This is a genomic window from Levilactobacillus bambusae (assembly GCF_003124125.1).
GTDB classification, from domain to species: Bacteria; Bacillota; Bacilli; order Lactobacillales; family Lactobacillaceae; genus Levilactobacillus; species Levilactobacillus bambusae.
The window spans coordinates 538,175-553,138 of the sequence record NZ_QCXQ01000002.1 but is presented as its reverse complement, the minus strand read 5'-3'; the positions used below and the strand labels follow the sequence as shown (position 1 = coordinate 553,138).

Sequence of the window (14,964 nt, the reverse complement as noted above, 5' to 3'; positions counted from 1 at the left end):
CACGTATGGTAGTCGGAGATTTTGCAATTGATTTAGAGACGGTTGTTATTGGTGCTGGCCCCGGGGGCTACGTGGCTGCCATTCACGCCGCCGAACTCGGCCAGAAGGTTACCGTGATTGAACGTGAATTTATCGGGGGAGTCTGCCTCAATGTAGGTTGTATCCCATCGAAGGCTATGATTCAAGCGGGCCACGTCTATCAGGATGCCACGAACTCCAGTTACATGGGGTTGTCGGTCGGTCAAACTAGCTTAGACTTTACTAAAACCATCGAATGGAAGGACAAGGTGGTGCATCAGCTAACCAGCGGTGTGGCCAGCTTGTTCAAAAAACACGGTATTGACGTCGTTTGGGGAAACGCCTACATGAAGGATAACCACAGTTTGCGGGTCATGAATTCTGATCATGCCCAAACGTACACCTTTAAGAACTTAATTATTGCAACGGGGAGTCACCCCATCGAAATCCCTAACTTTAAGTTCAACGGCCGGGTCGTGGATTCAACGGGAGCCTTATCATTCAAGGAATTTCCTAAGGAGCTCGTTGTCATTGGCGGCGGCTACATCGGCTGTGAATTAGCTTCAGCGTACGCAAACTTAGGGGCCCACGTCACCATTGTGGAAGGTAAGGATAGCATCCTGTCTAACTACGAAGCCGACCTAGTAAAGGTTATTAAGAAACATTTCAAGGAACAAAACGTGGCTATTTATACCAGTGCCATGGCGAAGAATGCCGAACAGACGGCGGATGCGGTAAACGTCACGTTCACCGTCGATGGCAAGGATCAAACGATCAAGGCCGACGACTGCATTGTGAGCGTCGGTCGGCGGGCGAATACGGCAGACATGGGCCTGGATAAAACCGGGGTTAAGGTGGATGATCACGGGTTGATTCCGGTGGATGCTCAGGGACGGACCAACGTTTCAAACATCTATGCGATTGGTGATATCGTAGCCGGATTAGCCCTAGCCCACAAAGCGATGTATGAAGGCAAGGTCGCCGCAGAAGCTATCTCAGGTCAGTCATCAACGGTTGATTACCGGGCAATGCCGGCGGTTTGCTACACGGATAGTGAGATTGCCACCACCGGATTAACGGTTGCCGAAGCTAAGGATCGGGGCTTAGACGTTAAGAAGGCCCAGTTCCCGTTCATGGCAAACGGTCGAGCAATTACGTTAAACTCGACGGACGGGTTTATCCGGATTGTTTACATGAAGGATAGCGGGGTCGTTATCGGGGCCCAGATGGTCGGACCAGATACCAGCGATTTGATTTCTGAAATTACCCTGGCCATTGAAGCGGGCGTCACGATTGATGACATTGCGTTAACCATTCACCCGCACCCAACGTTAAGCGAGGCCATTGGTGATACCGCAGACGTCGGAATTGGTTTCCCAACAAACATTTAATGGAGATGGCATCATGCAATATATCGCAATGAAAACCCATGATATTCGAACGAACCTAGCAACGGAACAGTATTTAATGAACAGCGGCAAAGTTTCCGTGCCCTTCATGCTGTTTTACATTGAGGAACCGTGTATCATTGTCGGGCGAAATCAAAACACGTTAGAAGAGATTAACGAGGATTATTGCCGGGAACATCACATTACGATCACCCGACGGTTATCCGGTGGCGGAGCCATGTACCAAGACTTAGGCAACCTCTGCTTCAGTTTTATTGTGCCCGCCAAGGATCAACGGTTTGGCGACTTCGGAAAGCTAGCGGCGCCCATTGTCGATGCACTGCATGAGATGGGGGTTACCGGGGCCGAAGTCAATGGCCGCAATGATTTAACGGTTGACGGGAAAAAGTTCTCAGGCAACGCGATGTACACCCGGGATGGAAAAACCTTCTCACACGGGACACTGATGTTTGACGTGGATACGAGTGACGTTGCAAATGCTTTGCACGTCCCCAAGGACAAGATTGAATCCAAGGGAATCAAGTCGGTTAGAAGCCGGGTGACAAATCTGAAACCCTACTTAAAGCCGGAGTACCAGGATTTGACGACGGAAGGGTTCCGTGATGAACTCACAAAGCGGGTTCTCGGTGTGACGACGATGGCAGAGGCTGAAACCCATGAATACCAGTTAGACGATGAGGACCGGGCCGCAATCAAGGCGATTGAGGACGACCTCTACCGGAATTGGGACTGGGTTTACGGTAAGTCACCGGAGTTTACGGTCCAAAAACGGAAGCACTTTACGAACGGGACCATCGATGCCCGGTTCCAAGTGGATAACGGCCGAATTAGCGAGGTTAAACTATACGGCGACTTCTTTGGCACGGCCGATGTCGCCCAACTAGAAGAATCACTGAAGGGGCTACCCTATACTGGCGACGTTCTCGAAGAGGTTCTAACCAATATTGATCTAAACAGTTATTTTGCGGGAATTGCACAGGATGATGTCGTGGAACTTCTTGCAAACTAGGTTAAATGAAACCGGATGGTTGGGAGTAATACCTGTCAGGTGGTGGAATTCAAAACGAGTCAACAAAGGCTTAACTCCTATTGGTATGGTAGGGGTTAAGCCTTTGTTCAGGGGGGAATTTAAAATGCCAACTTGGCAAAATGCTTGGTACCGGGAAATGCATGATTTTTCCGGCTTAGCCAAACCGCGCAACCGATTCACGCAACTCATTAAGGTTACGAGTGCCTTAAGTGGTAATCGGATTCGACTGGCACTTTCAAATCGGTATGGGCCAACCGACCTCGAATTTGACTTAGTCGGGGTAAGCCTGACCGAAAAAATGACGGATATGATTCCGATGATGCAGCACGGCAGCCAGCAGATCCGGGTGCCGCAGGGACAGAGGGTCTGGCTGGATCCCGTTACCTTGTCCGCTAAGGTGGGGCGGCCAATCTACATTATGACCCGTGCAACACGAGTCCAGACGTACGCGGATTTCAACAGTGTTTATGAACCAACATTAACTAATGCGGTGAGTTCGCCACAGGTTAAAACGGTGCCGCACTTTTCCACTTCCTGGAAGGTTAGCAAGGGGTGGTTTAGCGTGGAACAGCTTGCAGTATGGACGGTCGCTAAGCCACAAATGGTTGCCTTTACCGGGGATTCTCTGATGGAAATGGGGATGATTACCACCCCCATCATTCAGACGTTGTTAGACCGATTCCCCAACCAGGTCACGTTTGCGAATACGGCAATATCAGGGAATCAATTGATTGGCGATGCGCCACAAGATCAGCCGGTATACCGAACGTTTGGCCCCGGGTTGTTAAAGCGAATTGACGGGGTTATGGCATTAAAGCCCAGGGTAGTGGTGGCGACCATTGGGGGAAATGATTTAATCTTACCGCACCAAAGTCAGGACGCACCCCCCGTAACGGCCGATCAGTTTATGACGGCAATTCATGAGTTGACGCAAAGGGTGGCCGACTCTGATAGCCATTTAATTTTAGGAACGCTGCCGGTTATTGGTCAAGAGTACGCTAACGCAGCGGAAATTATGTGGACAGGTGCTCAAATTAATCAGCAGTTGCTGGCCGACCCTCATGTACAGGCAACCACTGACTTTTTAGCCGATCAGACGGGGTATCTGGACCCTAATAATGATTTCGGTGATCAGCTGCATTTAAATCCCGCCGCTGGGAAACGGGTGGCAGAAGCCTTTTTGCCCGCAATTGAGAAGTGGTTAAACCATTAAAAGTAAATGAGCACCGGTTGATTGCCTGTCTAACGCAAATCAACCGGTGCTCATTTAGATTTGAATCGGGTATCACACGCTATGGGTAACAACGATTCGACCGTCGTGTTTTTGGTCTAATAGTTTGTGACCATCAATAAAGCCCTGGAGGGTAAACGGAAACTTGGCTCCGATTTTGATTGTCACTTTCCCGGCTTCCATGAGGTCTAACACGTGTTTATATGATGACATAACGTGGTTAGGTTGGGGGTGAATGTGTTGAAATTCAACGGCCCGGCCGTCCAAGGGTTCCTTCATGGCAACGCTCACTAGTCGGCCACCATCCCGCAAAAATTTAACGTCTTGGTCGCCCCCGGCCCCGTTCATCGCAAAGTTCAAGACGATATCCGCTGACTGATTATACGCAGTTAAATCCAGGTTGGGGTCATCGTAGGCAATGACGTCATCCGCTCCCATCCGTTTAACGGCATCAATCGAATGCCGACCGACAATTGCAATGACCTTGGCTCCAATCGTGTGGACGAGCTGTAGTGCAATGGAACCGACCCCGCCGGCCGCTCCCCGAATAACAACCACATCGTTTATTTTGACCTGCGCTTGATAGTGGACGGCATTGTAGGCGGTAATACCCGGCGTTATACTAGCCGCCGCAAGGTCTGGGGAAAGGTTAGGGGGAAGCAGCACGGCATCATCCTGACGAACAATTGCCTGTTCGGCGTAACCCCGTTGGGTGTGCCCGATGATCGTCTGGCCAACTTCAAACCCGGTTACGCCCGCCCCAACTTCGGTGATTTTACCGACAATGTCGGATCCGATCACGGCCGGATGGGTATCTGTGGGCGCTGGCGTTCGGTCGCTAGCTGGAATGGACCCGTTACGTTGGGCCTGCTCAAAGTTATTGAGTCCTACTGAATCAACCTCAACGACTAGCTCCCAGCGCTTGGCGCGGAGGTTTGGCGTTTCGATAAGTTCAAGCACGGATGGATCACCCGTTTTAGTGTAACCAACTGCTTTCATACTAATGCCCCCATCATTAAATTAGTTGTTTTGCTTACGGCTAGTGTAAAACGGTTTGGTGGTAAACTCAATGGATTGGGCTTGGCGGAGACGGTAGGTTTCAGGATCTACCGAGTAATTCTACACCCTAGTCGGGTTCCGCATTTCAGCTTCCTGCGGTTAACCAAGAAAGAAAAGAATGCCAAAGCCCGGCATTTTTCCTTTCTCCGTTAATTCTCAGAAGCTCCCGAAATGCTACACACCCTTTAGTCGGGTTCCATCACTCAGATCCCTCCGGATAACCCAAGAAACAAATTATGCTAAAGCCCAGCATATTTTGTTTCTGACGTTATTCCTCGGGATCTACCGAGTGATTCCACACCCTTTAGTCGGGTTCCACCGCTCAGATCTCTGCGGTTAACCAAGGCATCGAATAATGCTCAAAACCAGCATTTTCCGATGCCTCAGTTAATCCTCGAGATCTACCGAGCGGTTCCACACCCTTTAAAAAATCGTTGGGACCATGCCACCGTCCATGCGGAGAGCTTCGCCTGAAAAGCCACCGGCTAGTGGGCTGGCGACGAATGTGACAAAGGCACCGATTTCTTCTGGGCGGATTAGCCGCTGAATTTGCGAGAGGGGCCGGTGGTTTTTCATAAAGTCGGCTTCCCGTTCCGATGCCGTTAAATCGGTATCTGCGTACATGTCGTCCAACATGGTTTGCACACCCTCCGTTAAGGTGGATCCAGGCATGACGGTGTTGACGGTCACGTTTGTTCCAACCGTTAATTTAGACAGGCTCTTAGCAAGCGAGAGGTTCATGGATTTGGTCATGCTGTACTGTGGCATTTCACCGGACGGCATTACCGCTTCCTCACTAGCAATAAAAATGATGCGCCCAAAGTTTTGGCTGATCATTTTGGGGAGGTAGTATTTAGCCAATCGGTTGCCCGAAAGGACGTTGACGTCGAAAAATTTCTTCCATGTGGCATCGTCAATGTTTTGGTAGGCCATCGGTTTAAAAATCCCCATATTATTCACTAAGATGTCAACGTGGGGGAACTTAGCCATGAGTTCACGCGCCTTTAAATCACTGGTGATGTCAAACGGGGCGCCACTGACCGTAACGTGTGGATACTGGCTTTGGAGGTCCGTGACAACCTGTGAAACAACGTCTGGTTGGCGACCGTTAATAATCACGTTGACTCCTTCGCCCGCCATGGACTGGGCGATTGCCTTGCCAATTCCCTTCGTTGATCCGGTAATGAGTGCCGTTTTACCCTTTAACTGTAAGTCCATTTTTACCGCCCCTTTATCTTTTATAGCCTGTACTCTACGGTAAACGCCCGTAAAAGTCCACCAATCACATTAGTAATGTTTCACGTGAAACATAAACCCCGATTTAACGGCCCCCAGATATTAGGGAACCGTTAAATCGGGGTTAAGTTTTTTTGGGTGGTGCGTGAATTCACTGCGGTTCCTCTTAGAGGTCCAACTGCTGGGTAAGGGCCGCAATTTTTTTCAACAGTTTTGCATTTTGGTTAAACCGGGCGAAAACGGCTGCTTCGGCTAGAACCGGTTCGATGGTATCTCTGTGGGCACCGGTATGCACTAGGTTAAGGGCGAGCTGGTACTGTGCCCGGGCGACGTAAAACGTCATGTGCTGATTGGAACAGATGGTTAAGACGGTGTTTAAGAGGGCGTTGCTGGTTTCGTAGTCGGCTTGGCCAGCGTAAAATTCCCCCGTGTAAAATAGCATGGTAATCATCTTCCAAGTCTTATCAGGGGAGTCGCCCTGAACTTTCATTAGACGTTCCGGCATTTTACCAAAGTAAAAATCGGCCTGTTGGATATTGCCCGTTTGTTCGTATGCTACGCCTAGGCCAACGTAGGCGAGTTGGGAATAAATGGTCTGGTGGGTTTCATCAAGACCGTTAAGAATTTGGTCAAAGCAGAAGATGGCGTCCGTCAGGTTTGTCCGACTCAAGGCAAGGGCGAACCCCTTGATAAAGAGGTAGTCCATTTGCAAATTACCCGTTTGGTGGTGGGTGAGATCCAACTGGTCAAGTTTAACGAGAGCTTGATCGTATTCACTCGTGATGAGGTCAAATTCCGCCTGGTTCAGGCTGGCCTTTAGCTGCTGTTCATCGGGCAGTTGATCCGAAAAGAGGTCGTTCAGCGTTAATCCCAGGCGGTTGCACAACCGGGATAAAATCTTAGTCGACATCATTTGGCTTTGATTTTCAAATTTACTGATGGTCGTTTGGGTGCAAATTCCCCGGGCTAATTCACTTTGGGAAAGCCCGAGTTCCTTTCGCCGGTCGATAAACCGTTGCACGTTCATGCTGGTGCCCCCTCGTTAAGAATGATTGATCCTAGTATAACAGAAAATAATATTGCTATTTAGAATAACTGAATATATAATAATGGAATAAATATTGTGAAATAATTATAAAAATGAGGTGTGTGGAGTGACTGATAAGAACCAAAAACTGGCGAATCAGATGTTAATGCATATGATAAGCGATTTTACCAATAATGAACTAGCACCGGTAGATATGTTAATTGACAAACAAGGCGACTACCCGGAGGGATTATTTGAGTTGGCGGTGCAGACCGGACTGTTGGGGATCACGCTGCCCCAGCAATACGGTGGGGCCGGGTTTGATTATGCCGCTACGGCCCAGGCTCTTCAGATTATGGCAGCCGGCAATGCCAGTTTAGCCGTCACGTTAGAGGGCCACTTCAAAACGATTGAACAATTTATGAAGTACGGGAATCCGGAATTGAACGACCATTATTTACCCCTGGCAACCCACCAAATTCTGGCCTTTTCCCAGACGGAACCCTCTGGAGGATCCAATCCCACTGGCATTACGACACGAGCCGTGAAGCAGGGGGATAACTGGGTGATTACCGGGGATAAAATTATGATTACGAACGGGGGCCTGGCGTCCGTTTACTGCGTGCTAGCCAAGACGGAGGATGATCAATTGGCGGTCTTTGTCGTTGACCAGGACATGCCAGGATTTTCGTTTGGCAAGCGGGAGGACTTCATTGGCCTTAAGGGTACGCCGGTTGCTGAAATCGTGATGGATCACATTGTAGTTCCTGATTACCACCTACTGGGTCAGGTTGGCCAAGGGTTAGAAATTGGGGATCAGGCCCATGCTGATGCCCGGGTCTTGATGGGCGCTGTACTAGCGGGAATCATGACCCACGAGCTGCAAATTGCGGTGGATTACGCCAAGGAACGCAAGGCGCTAACGACGCCGCTCTACCAGCTTCAAGTGACCCAGCAAAAGATTGCGGATATTGCCATTGCCAAACAGAATACTGAGTTGCTGTATCAACAGGCCGCCAAACTTAAGGTCCAGGGACAGCCCTACGCTGAGATTGCGGCGATGGCCAAGTCGTATGGGAGCCGCTCCGCGGTGAAGGTTGGGGATGAAACCCTGCAGATTCTTGGCGGTTATGGTTACAGCCGGGATTATCCCATTGAACATCTGATTCGGGATGCCCGGGCCATGGAGCTTGCGGAAGGCAGTATTGAAAAAATGAACCTTGAAATCACTAAGGCAGAAATTAATAAGTAGGTGAAAAAATGAAAATTGTGGTTTGTATTAAACAGGTTCCTAGCACTAACGATGTCAAAATTGATCCCCAAACGCATAATCTGGTGAGGTCAGCCGATGGAGTGATTAATCCGTTTGATAAAAACGCCATTGAAGCGGCGTTAAAGCTGCGCGATCAAACAAATGGGGAAGTGATTTTACTCAGCATGGGGCCCGAGAGTTACCGCGAATCCCTGCTGGAGGGGCTGGCAATGGGTGCCGATTCAGCCTACTTGCTCAGTTCACGGGCGTTAGGCGGGGCCGATACCTTGGCGACCGGCTATCCGTTGAGCCAAGCCATTCAGAAAATTGGCGATGTTGAACTCGTTTTATTTGGCCGCCAGTCTGTGGATGCCGATACGGGTCAGGTGGGGCCGATCGTAGCGGAATACCTGAATGTGCCTCAGGTGACCTTTGCCGAAGCCATTGACTTGACGGAGGACCACCACCTAATTGGCAAACGCCGGTTGGATGCGGCTGAACAGGAAGTTGAAGTGGAACTGCCGGCAGCGGTGACCGTTCGAAGTGAAATGAACCAGCCCCGCTATGCCACTCCCCGTCAGATTCAAAAGAGCTTTGAAAAGCCGCTAACCGTTTGGACGGAACAGGACCTTGATTTAGACCCTGAACGCATTGGGCTCGCCGGTTCTCCTACCCAGGTGACCCAGGTATATGCGCCAGCTGCCGCCAAAAAACGGGTCACTATGCTAACGGGGACCCCTGAACATGCCGTACAAGAATTACTTCAATCACTATAGGAGGGACATCTGATGACGAATGAAAGTATTTGGGTTTATATTCAACTAAATCAAGACAAAATTGAGCCGACCAGCCTCCAACTCCTAACCAAGGCCAAACAGATTGCGGAAGATAAACCCGTTTGGGCCATCCTCTTAGAACCGACAACGTTGACTGCCGAAGCAACGATCCAACAGTACGGCCCCGACAATATTTTACGATTAAGGGACGATCGGTTTGCCGCCGCAACGGACGAAGAGTTAGCCGATGCGCTAGAGCAAGTCGTGACCCAGTATAATCCGAACAGTTTCCTATTCCCTGCGACAACCGCCGGCCGTTCGTTAGCCCCCCGGCTCCAGGCCAAACTGCAGACGGGACTCACCGCCGATTGTTTAGACCTCGCCTTCGATGGGGACACGTTAGTTCAGGTTAAACCGACTTACGGGGATAACATCATGTGCGATATTATCTGTCCCGATCGCCGGCCCCAGATGGCAACGGTTCGGCCCAACATCTTTAAGGCCGTGCGGGTGCCTAATTCTCAAACGGAAGTCGTCTCCGCTACCTTTACGTTTCACCCCGAAACAACGATGACGATTTTAAATACGACCCGGTTGATCAGTCAGACGGCGAGTCTTTCTGACGCCCAAACCGTTATTGCGCTGGGGCGGGGAGCTAACCAGCCCAAGACCATTGAGCTTGCCCGGCAGTTAGCGGCCAAAATGGGTGGCGTCGTCGGGGTAACCCGGCCGCTGACTGATGACCCCCAATTTACCCACGACCAACAAATTGGGCAGAGTGGACAGACGGTTGCCCCTGATCTGCTCATTAACTTAGGGATTTCAGGTGCCGTTCAGTATACGGTGGGAATCCAAAATGCTAACCGAATCGTTTCTGTCAACACGGATGCAACCGCGCCAATCTTTGCGGACTCCGATTACGGCTATGTGGGCGATGCTACCGAATTTTTGGAAGGTTTGCTGGCTCAGGTTAAGTAAACGCAGGGACCCACGGGTGTTTGATAGACTAAGACACTTTGTTAAAACTGTTGCATTCTTCAACGCATTAATTGAGATTGTTGCAGGGGTTCGATACACTCGAGAAAAAACAAAGGAGTCCTCACGTTGTCTGAAACCCAAACGGTAGTGCGCATGCAGCGGCACCTCCAACTAACGCTGTTTGATCTACTATCCCATCAGTCCTTTGAAAGTATTAGTATCAGCGACATTGCCGGGGCCGCTAAAATTAACCGGAGTACCTTTTACCGGTATTACCCCAATAAATTTGATCTTTTAGGGGATGCCATTAGTTCGTCGCTGGATACGTCAACCGCACAAGCAACCTCGTTTGACGGGGACTTCCACCATATTTTGGAATGGGTTGACCAGCATCGAATGGTTTTAAAAAACGTGATCGCCAATAACCAAAATTTTAACCTCTACCAAGAAATTATTCGGGTGGCAATGTCGATTATGCGTCAGCATTTGAACGATGAATTGGCTCCCTGTGGTGGTAAGCAGGATACGATGAGTCTGCAAATCAATGCCTTAGTGGCGCAGTCACCTAACCCGGAATTTGCCATTGAGGCGTTCTGCAATTCCATCGTGGGGATTATGCTAGCGTGGATTGACCACCCAGAAATTACCTTTGAACAAATGGAAACGTTCATTAGCCAGAAGAAGGATGAGACATTCTGTTAAAACTGTTGCGGCCTGCAACAGTTCCGCGAATGCGTGCTAGTGTTGCCACCGTTTCCCCGCTATAGTGGTCAAGGATTTTAGACCAAAGGAGTGGAGAAGATGGCAAAGTGGTTCACCCGGTTGGGTCAGTTAATTCACAAGCATGCGACACTGACAATTATTGTGACGCTGATTTTAACCGTTTTAGTGGGGCTGGGACTGCCCCGAATTACGATGGATACCAGTAACGGGACGTTTGTTTCCAGTCGGACTAAATTAAGTCGAGACTCAAAAATTTATAGTCGTAATTTTGGTAGCGACACATTTTTAATGGACGTTACGGATGGTCAAAAAAGTATGGTTACCCCAGATACGTTCAAGAAAGTGACCAAGTTTACGCAACGCGCCCAGCAGATTTCTGGTGTTATGGCGACGACAAGTGTTGTTGACGCCCTGAATGCCCAGCTGTCTAGTGAAACGGGACAGCAGTCTGATGGGGCGGTAAATCCGAAGTTGCAGGCTGCCATGATGAAACAGTTATCGGCCGAGCAGCAGGCGAGCTTGCAGAAACAAACGACAGCCAGTTTAACGGCCGCCCAGCAGCAAAAAATGTCAGCGTACACCGAGTCGCTGCTGACGTCGACGCAGAAAGCCCAATTAGAAGTGGCAATGGCATCGGGTGGCAATCCGAGTGGCAACGTCAATGCTGGATTAGCTCAGATGCTGACCAAAAAGCAGCAGGCAGCCGTGCAGTCCTATACGATGGCGTTATTGACCAAACAACAGCAGGGCCAGTTAGCCGCCACGATGCTGCAGATGCTGCCTAAGGCTCAACATATGCATGCCGATCTACTGCATGAGTTGGTCTATTCTGATCATGGTCGGGTTCCAGGTGCGTTAAAACAGTTACTACCAGAAAATGGGCAGCACCTGTTAGTGACGATCACGTTAAAGGGCAACGTTAATCAGAACGATTATGCTGCTAAGGAAACTCAGATTAAGGCTGCCTTGAAAGCAGCCGGATTAACTTCTAACGGCTACCATACGAATATTGATGGTAACCCAGCGGTATCAGTTGAAATTATGTCCTTAATGATGAAGAGTATGATGATCATGCTGGTAGCGGGTGTCATTTTAATGGTCGTTATTTTAGGGATCGTTTTCCCGGTTCGGCGTCGGTTGCTCCCGTTACTCTTCGTACTTGTGGGGTTAGTGTGGACGTTTGGTCTTATGGGCTGGCTCAATATTAAGCTGACCATGGCGACCATGGCAACGTTGCCCATCATCATTGGACTTGGGACCGACTTTGGGGTTCAATTCCTGAACCGGTACGAAGAAGAATACCGGCGTGACCATCATGTTTCACGGGCAATTACCACGACCATGACGCACACGGGGCCAGCCGTTTTAACGGCCGTCGTCGTGATGGCCCTCAGTTTTCTGACGATGTTAATTTCAAAGGCCCCGATGATGCAGAACTTTGGGGTGACGTTAGCCATTGGGGTCATCGTGTGCTACATTGTCGAACTCCTATTAATGTTTTCCGTTCTTTCTGTCCGGGATCGTCAGGCATCCCCCTTATCCGCTTCGGATGAACCCGAAAAACCATCCCGGTTATCCCGAGGATTGACGGCTTATGCCACTTGGGTGGCTAAGCACGCCTTGCCAATTGTCATTGTGGGTGTCGTTCTTGGCGGAGTAGGATTCTTCTTTGAAAGCCGGATTAGCGTTGAAACGGACATGATGAAGATGGTACCCCAGGATAGTCCGGCCCTCAAGCAGACCAAGCATCTCAGTCACTTAGTGGGTTCAACGACTAACCTGACGTACTTGGTATCAGCGGATAACGTTCAAGATCAAGCCGTCCTAAAGACGATGAACCAATTTGGTCGGGCCGAGGTCAAAAAGTATGGTCATCATAAGATTCAGGCGGTGACCTCCCTAGGAAGTAGTCTGAGTCAGTCTGGAACGTTGACACAATCGCAAGGGGTGATTAACCGGACCATTAAGAAAACGCCGGAAGTCATGAAAACTACCCTTATGAGTTCGAACCAGAAGTATGCGACCATCTCCTTTCGGATTAATCCCGATCTCGATTCCGGGCAAATGCTAAAACTGATGAATCAAATTTCAGCGGACGCAAACCGGACGGCAAAACCGGCTGGAATGACCATTGTCGCTGCGGGGAGCCAGGCAATGATGCTGCAGGGGATCGATAATATGACGGCTAACCACGGGTTGATTATCATTGCCGGATTATTAATTATCTTTATGGTGCTGCTCTTGGTTTATCGTAACCTGCGGGATGCGTTGTACCCCCTCGTTCCAATTATGATTGTGCTAGGTTTATCACCGATGACCCTAATGCTGTTAGGAATTAGTTATAATCCCGTCACGGTAGCCTTAAGTTCCCTTGTCTTAGGGATTGGGACCGAGTTTACCATTCTCATCCTAGAGCGCTTCATTGAGGAACAGAAAGCCGGGTCTGGTACCCTACAAGCCATTCAAACGGCGGTTGGTTCAGTTGGTCAAGCGATTACCGTTTCGGGCCTTACCGTGATTGGCGGATTTAGCACGCTGATGTTTGTCAACTTCCCCGTATTGAATTCGTTTGGATTAATCACGGTGTTGGATACCGCCTACTCATTGATAAGTGCATTGACGATTTTACCGGCCATTATGTATTTGTTTAGAAACCGATCTGATCGGTCCAAGTAAAGTTAACGATAAGAGGCTGGAACATAAGACGTTCAGGCCATTCCAAATAGGGTAAGGGACCAGGTTCGATTGTATTTTGATCGGATTTGGTCCCTTACCCTATTTTGTTGTGGTCTGTCTTATGTTCCGTAACTACTGGTCCGAAAGCTTCACATTTTTTAAGCGGAGCGGACCTAATATCTCACCCCCCTGTAGGTCGGGGCGCCTTAAAAGGGTAACAAAATGGTCCTTAACCATAACAATTTAGTGAAGTTTACGGAGAAACTATATTTTTATGCGGGCCAGCGCTATCCTGTAGGTAGAGATTACGAAGGGAAGTCATGAGATGGGACCATTTAATGCAATCGTTGCCCGTGAGTTTGAGGATACCGTTACTTATCAACGCGAACAGGTCACCTTAGCCGATCTGTCTCAGGGGAGTGTTCTGATCAAGGTGGCCTACTCGGACGTCAATTATAAGGATATGTTAGCTTTATCGGCGCACGGTGGTGTGGTTCGCCACTACCCGTTTATTCCGGGAATCGACCTGAGCGGGACGGTGGTTGCGTCAGAGTCGGACCAGTTACTGGTCGGTCAGAAGGTTTTAGTGACCGGGTTTCAAATGGGGATGTCCCACACTGGTGGTTACGCCCAGTATGCCCGGGTTCCTGCGGATTGGGTGGTTCCGCTGCCAACCGGGTTAACTAGCCGGGAGGCCATGGTGCTGGGAACGGCAGGGTTTACCGCAGCCTTGTCAATTCAACGGCTGGAGCAAGCGGGCATGACGGTTGCTCAGCAGCCCCGTATTCTAGTGACCGGAGCCACAGGCGGCGTTGGCAGCGTGGCACTTAAAATCCTGTTGAAAGCCGGATACCGCAATGTGACGGCGTTAGTTCACCGCGACAACCAAATTCAGGTGGCCAAGCAGTTAGGCGCCCCCCAAGTCGTCACGTCTACTACGCAGTTTGCCTCCCGGAAACCGCTCCAGAGTGCCGCATTCGATTTCATAGTGGATACGGTGGGCGGCGACACTCTTGCGCAGGCCTTAACCCAGGTCGCCTACGCCGGCTGGGTCAGCACCTGCGGTAATGCCGGCGGCGCCGTATTGACAACGACCGTGTTGCCGTTTATTCTTCGGGGGGTTAATCTGCTAGGGATTGATTCCGTGAACGTTCCGATGAAGGACCGACTACCCGTGTGGCAAAAATTAGCTACGGAGTGGAACGTCACTGGCACCGTTCTCGTTAATGAAATTAGTCCGGCTGAACTGTCTGAAACGGTTCGAGCTTTGCGGGAAGGTACCCATTTGGGCCGTACGCTTTTAAGGTGTCAGGAGGTCTAAAAAGAGGATGGCATATAAAACTTTTGGTCCCGGTGAAAGCGTCATGTTTCTGAGCGGAACGGACCAATTGGTTCCAACCCCTTTTTGGAAGACATAGTTATTATTAGTTAACATTAGTATCATAAATTACAGCAGGAATTTTGGTTGTTTTGGCATGGATAAGCAGTGAAAATTATCACTTGTTGAAATCGGTTTCATTAAGTAAGCTGGTTTGCTATACTGAATTTA

12 protein-coding genes are annotated in these 14,964 nt (G+C 49.7%); 9 read left to right on the top strand and 3 right to left on the bottom strand.

Going from position 1 to position 14,964, the window contains the following annotated elements:
* Positions 1-5 precede the first annotated feature (5 nt).
* From lpdA to DCM90_RS05450, 3 genes are all read left to right on the top strand, one after another.
* On the top strand, positions 6-1,409 hold the full coding sequence (gene lpdA, locus DCM90_RS05460) for a dihydrolipoyl dehydrogenase (RefSeq protein WP_109250324.1): 1,404 nt from the start codon (positions 6-8) through the stop codon (positions 1,407-1,409).
* Positions 1,410-1,422: 13 nt separating this feature from the next.
* Entirely contained in the window at positions 1,423-2,436 is a 1,014-nt protein-coding gene (lplA, locus tag DCM90_RS05455) for a lipoate--protein ligase (protein WP_109250323.1), read from the top strand.
* A gap of 124 nt (positions 2,437-2,560) precedes the next feature.
* Positions 2,561-3,670, top strand: coding sequence for an SGNH/GDSL hydrolase family protein (locus DCM90_RS05450; RefSeq protein WP_109250322.1), 1,110 nt, complete (start codon positions 2,561-2,563; stop codon positions 3,668-3,670).
* A 72-nt stretch (positions 3,671-3,742) separates the two neighbouring features.
* Here the strand turns inward: DCM90_RS05450 and DCM90_RS05445 are convergent, their stop codons facing one another.
* The 3 genes from DCM90_RS05445 to DCM90_RS05435 form a co-directional block, all read right to left on the bottom strand.
* A complete protein-coding gene (locus DCM90_RS05445; RefSeq protein WP_109250321.1) occupies positions 3,743-4,687 on the bottom strand; it encodes a quinone oxidoreductase family protein in 945 nt (314 codons plus the stop codon).
* Positions 4,688-5,170: 483 nt separating this feature from the next.
* Complete coding sequence (locus DCM90_RS05440) at positions 5,171-5,965, bottom strand: SDR family NAD(P)-dependent oxidoreductase (protein ID WP_109250320.1); 795 nt, start codon at positions 5,963-5,965, stop codon at positions 5,171-5,173.
* A 184-nt stretch (positions 5,966-6,149) separates the two neighbouring features.
* Entirely contained in the window at positions 6,150-7,010 is an 861-nt protein-coding gene (locus tag DCM90_RS05435; RefSeq protein ID WP_109250319.1) for a helix-turn-helix domain-containing protein, read from the bottom strand.
* 160 nt (positions 7,011-7,170) lie between these two features.
* Between DCM90_RS05435 and DCM90_RS05430 the strand changes: the two genes are divergently transcribed.
* The 6 genes from DCM90_RS05430 (at position 7,171) to DCM90_RS05405 (ending at position 14,736) form a co-directional block, all read left to right on the top strand.
* Positions 7,171-8,262, top strand: coding sequence for an acyl-CoA dehydrogenase family protein (locus tag DCM90_RS05430; protein WP_225365993.1), 1,092 nt, complete (start codon positions 7,171-7,173; stop codon positions 8,260-8,262).
* 8 nt (positions 8,263-8,270) lie between these two features.
* The gene (locus tag DCM90_RS05425) at positions 8,271-9,038 is read left to right on the top strand and encodes an electron transfer flavoprotein subunit beta/FixA family protein (RefSeq protein ID WP_109250318.1); all 768 of its coding nucleotides are present in this window, start codon (positions 8,271-8,273) and stop codon (positions 9,036-9,038) included.
* Positions 9,039-9,050: 12 nt separating this feature from the next.
* Positions 9,051-10,016: an electron transfer flavoprotein subunit alpha/FixB family protein gene (locus tag DCM90_RS05420; RefSeq protein ID WP_109250317.1), complete on the top strand. Its 966-nt coding sequence runs from the start codon at positions 9,051-9,053 to the stop codon at positions 10,014-10,016.
* A 126-nt stretch (positions 10,017-10,142) separates the two neighbouring features.
* Positions 10,143-10,718, top strand: coding sequence for a TetR/AcrR family transcriptional regulator (locus DCM90_RS05415; protein WP_109250316.1), 576 nt, complete (start codon positions 10,143-10,145; stop codon positions 10,716-10,718).
* Positions 10,719-10,817: 99 nt separating this feature from the next.
* Positions 10,818-13,415, top strand: coding sequence for an efflux RND transporter permease subunit (locus tag DCM90_RS05410; RefSeq protein WP_109250315.1), 2,598 nt, complete (start codon positions 10,818-10,820; stop codon positions 13,413-13,415).
* 325 nt (positions 13,416-13,740) lie between these two features.
* Positions 13,741-14,736, top strand: a complete 996-nt coding sequence (locus DCM90_RS05405) for a YhdH/YhfP family quinone oxidoreductase (RefSeq protein WP_109250314.1) — start codon at positions 13,741-13,743, stop codon at positions 14,734-14,736.
* Positions 14,737-14,964 lie beyond the last annotated feature (228 nt).

What these genes read in the sequence shown, in the direction of transcription:
- DCM90_RS05425 (WP_109250318.1), top strand. Translation starts at nt 8,271, where the DNA reads ATGAAAATTGTGGTTTGTATTAAACAGGTTCCTAGCACTAACGATGTC.
- lplA (WP_109250323.1), top strand. Translation starts at nt 1,423, where the DNA reads ATGCAATATATCGCAATGAAAACCCATGATATTCGAACGAACCTAGCA.
- DCM90_RS05435 (WP_109250319.1), bottom strand. Translation starts at nt 7,010, where the DNA reads ATGAACGTGCAACGGTTTATCGACCGGCGAAAGGAACTCGGGCTTTCC.
- DCM90_RS05445 (WP_109250321.1), bottom strand. Translation starts at nt 4,687, where the DNA reads ATGAAAGCAGTTGGTTACACTAAAACGGGTGATCCATCCGTGCTTGAA.
- DCM90_RS05430 (WP_225365993.1), top strand. Translation starts at nt 7,171, where the DNA reads ATGTTAATGCATATGATAAGCGATTTTACCAATAATGAACTAGCACCG.
- DCM90_RS05440 (WP_109250320.1), bottom strand. Translation starts at nt 5,965, where the DNA reads ATGGACTTACAGTTAAAGGGTAAAACGGCACTCATTACCGGATCAACG.
- DCM90_RS05450 (WP_109250322.1), top strand. Translation starts at nt 2,561, where the DNA reads ATGCCAACTTGGCAAAATGCTTGGTACCGGGAAATGCATGATTTTTCC.
- DCM90_RS05420 (WP_109250317.1), top strand. Translation starts at nt 9,051, where the DNA reads ATGACGAATGAAAGTATTTGGGTTTATATTCAACTAAATCAAGACAAA.
- DCM90_RS05405 (WP_109250314.1), top strand. Translation starts at nt 13,741, where the DNA reads ATGGGACCATTTAATGCAATCGTTGCCCGTGAGTTTGAGGATACCGTT.
- lpdA (WP_109250324.1), top strand. Translation starts at nt 6, where the DNA reads ATGGTAGTCGGAGATTTTGCAATTGATTTAGAGACGGTTGTTATTGGT.
- DCM90_RS05410 (WP_109250315.1), top strand. Translation starts at nt 10,818, where the DNA reads ATGGCAAAGTGGTTCACCCGGTTGGGTCAGTTAATTCACAAGCATGCG.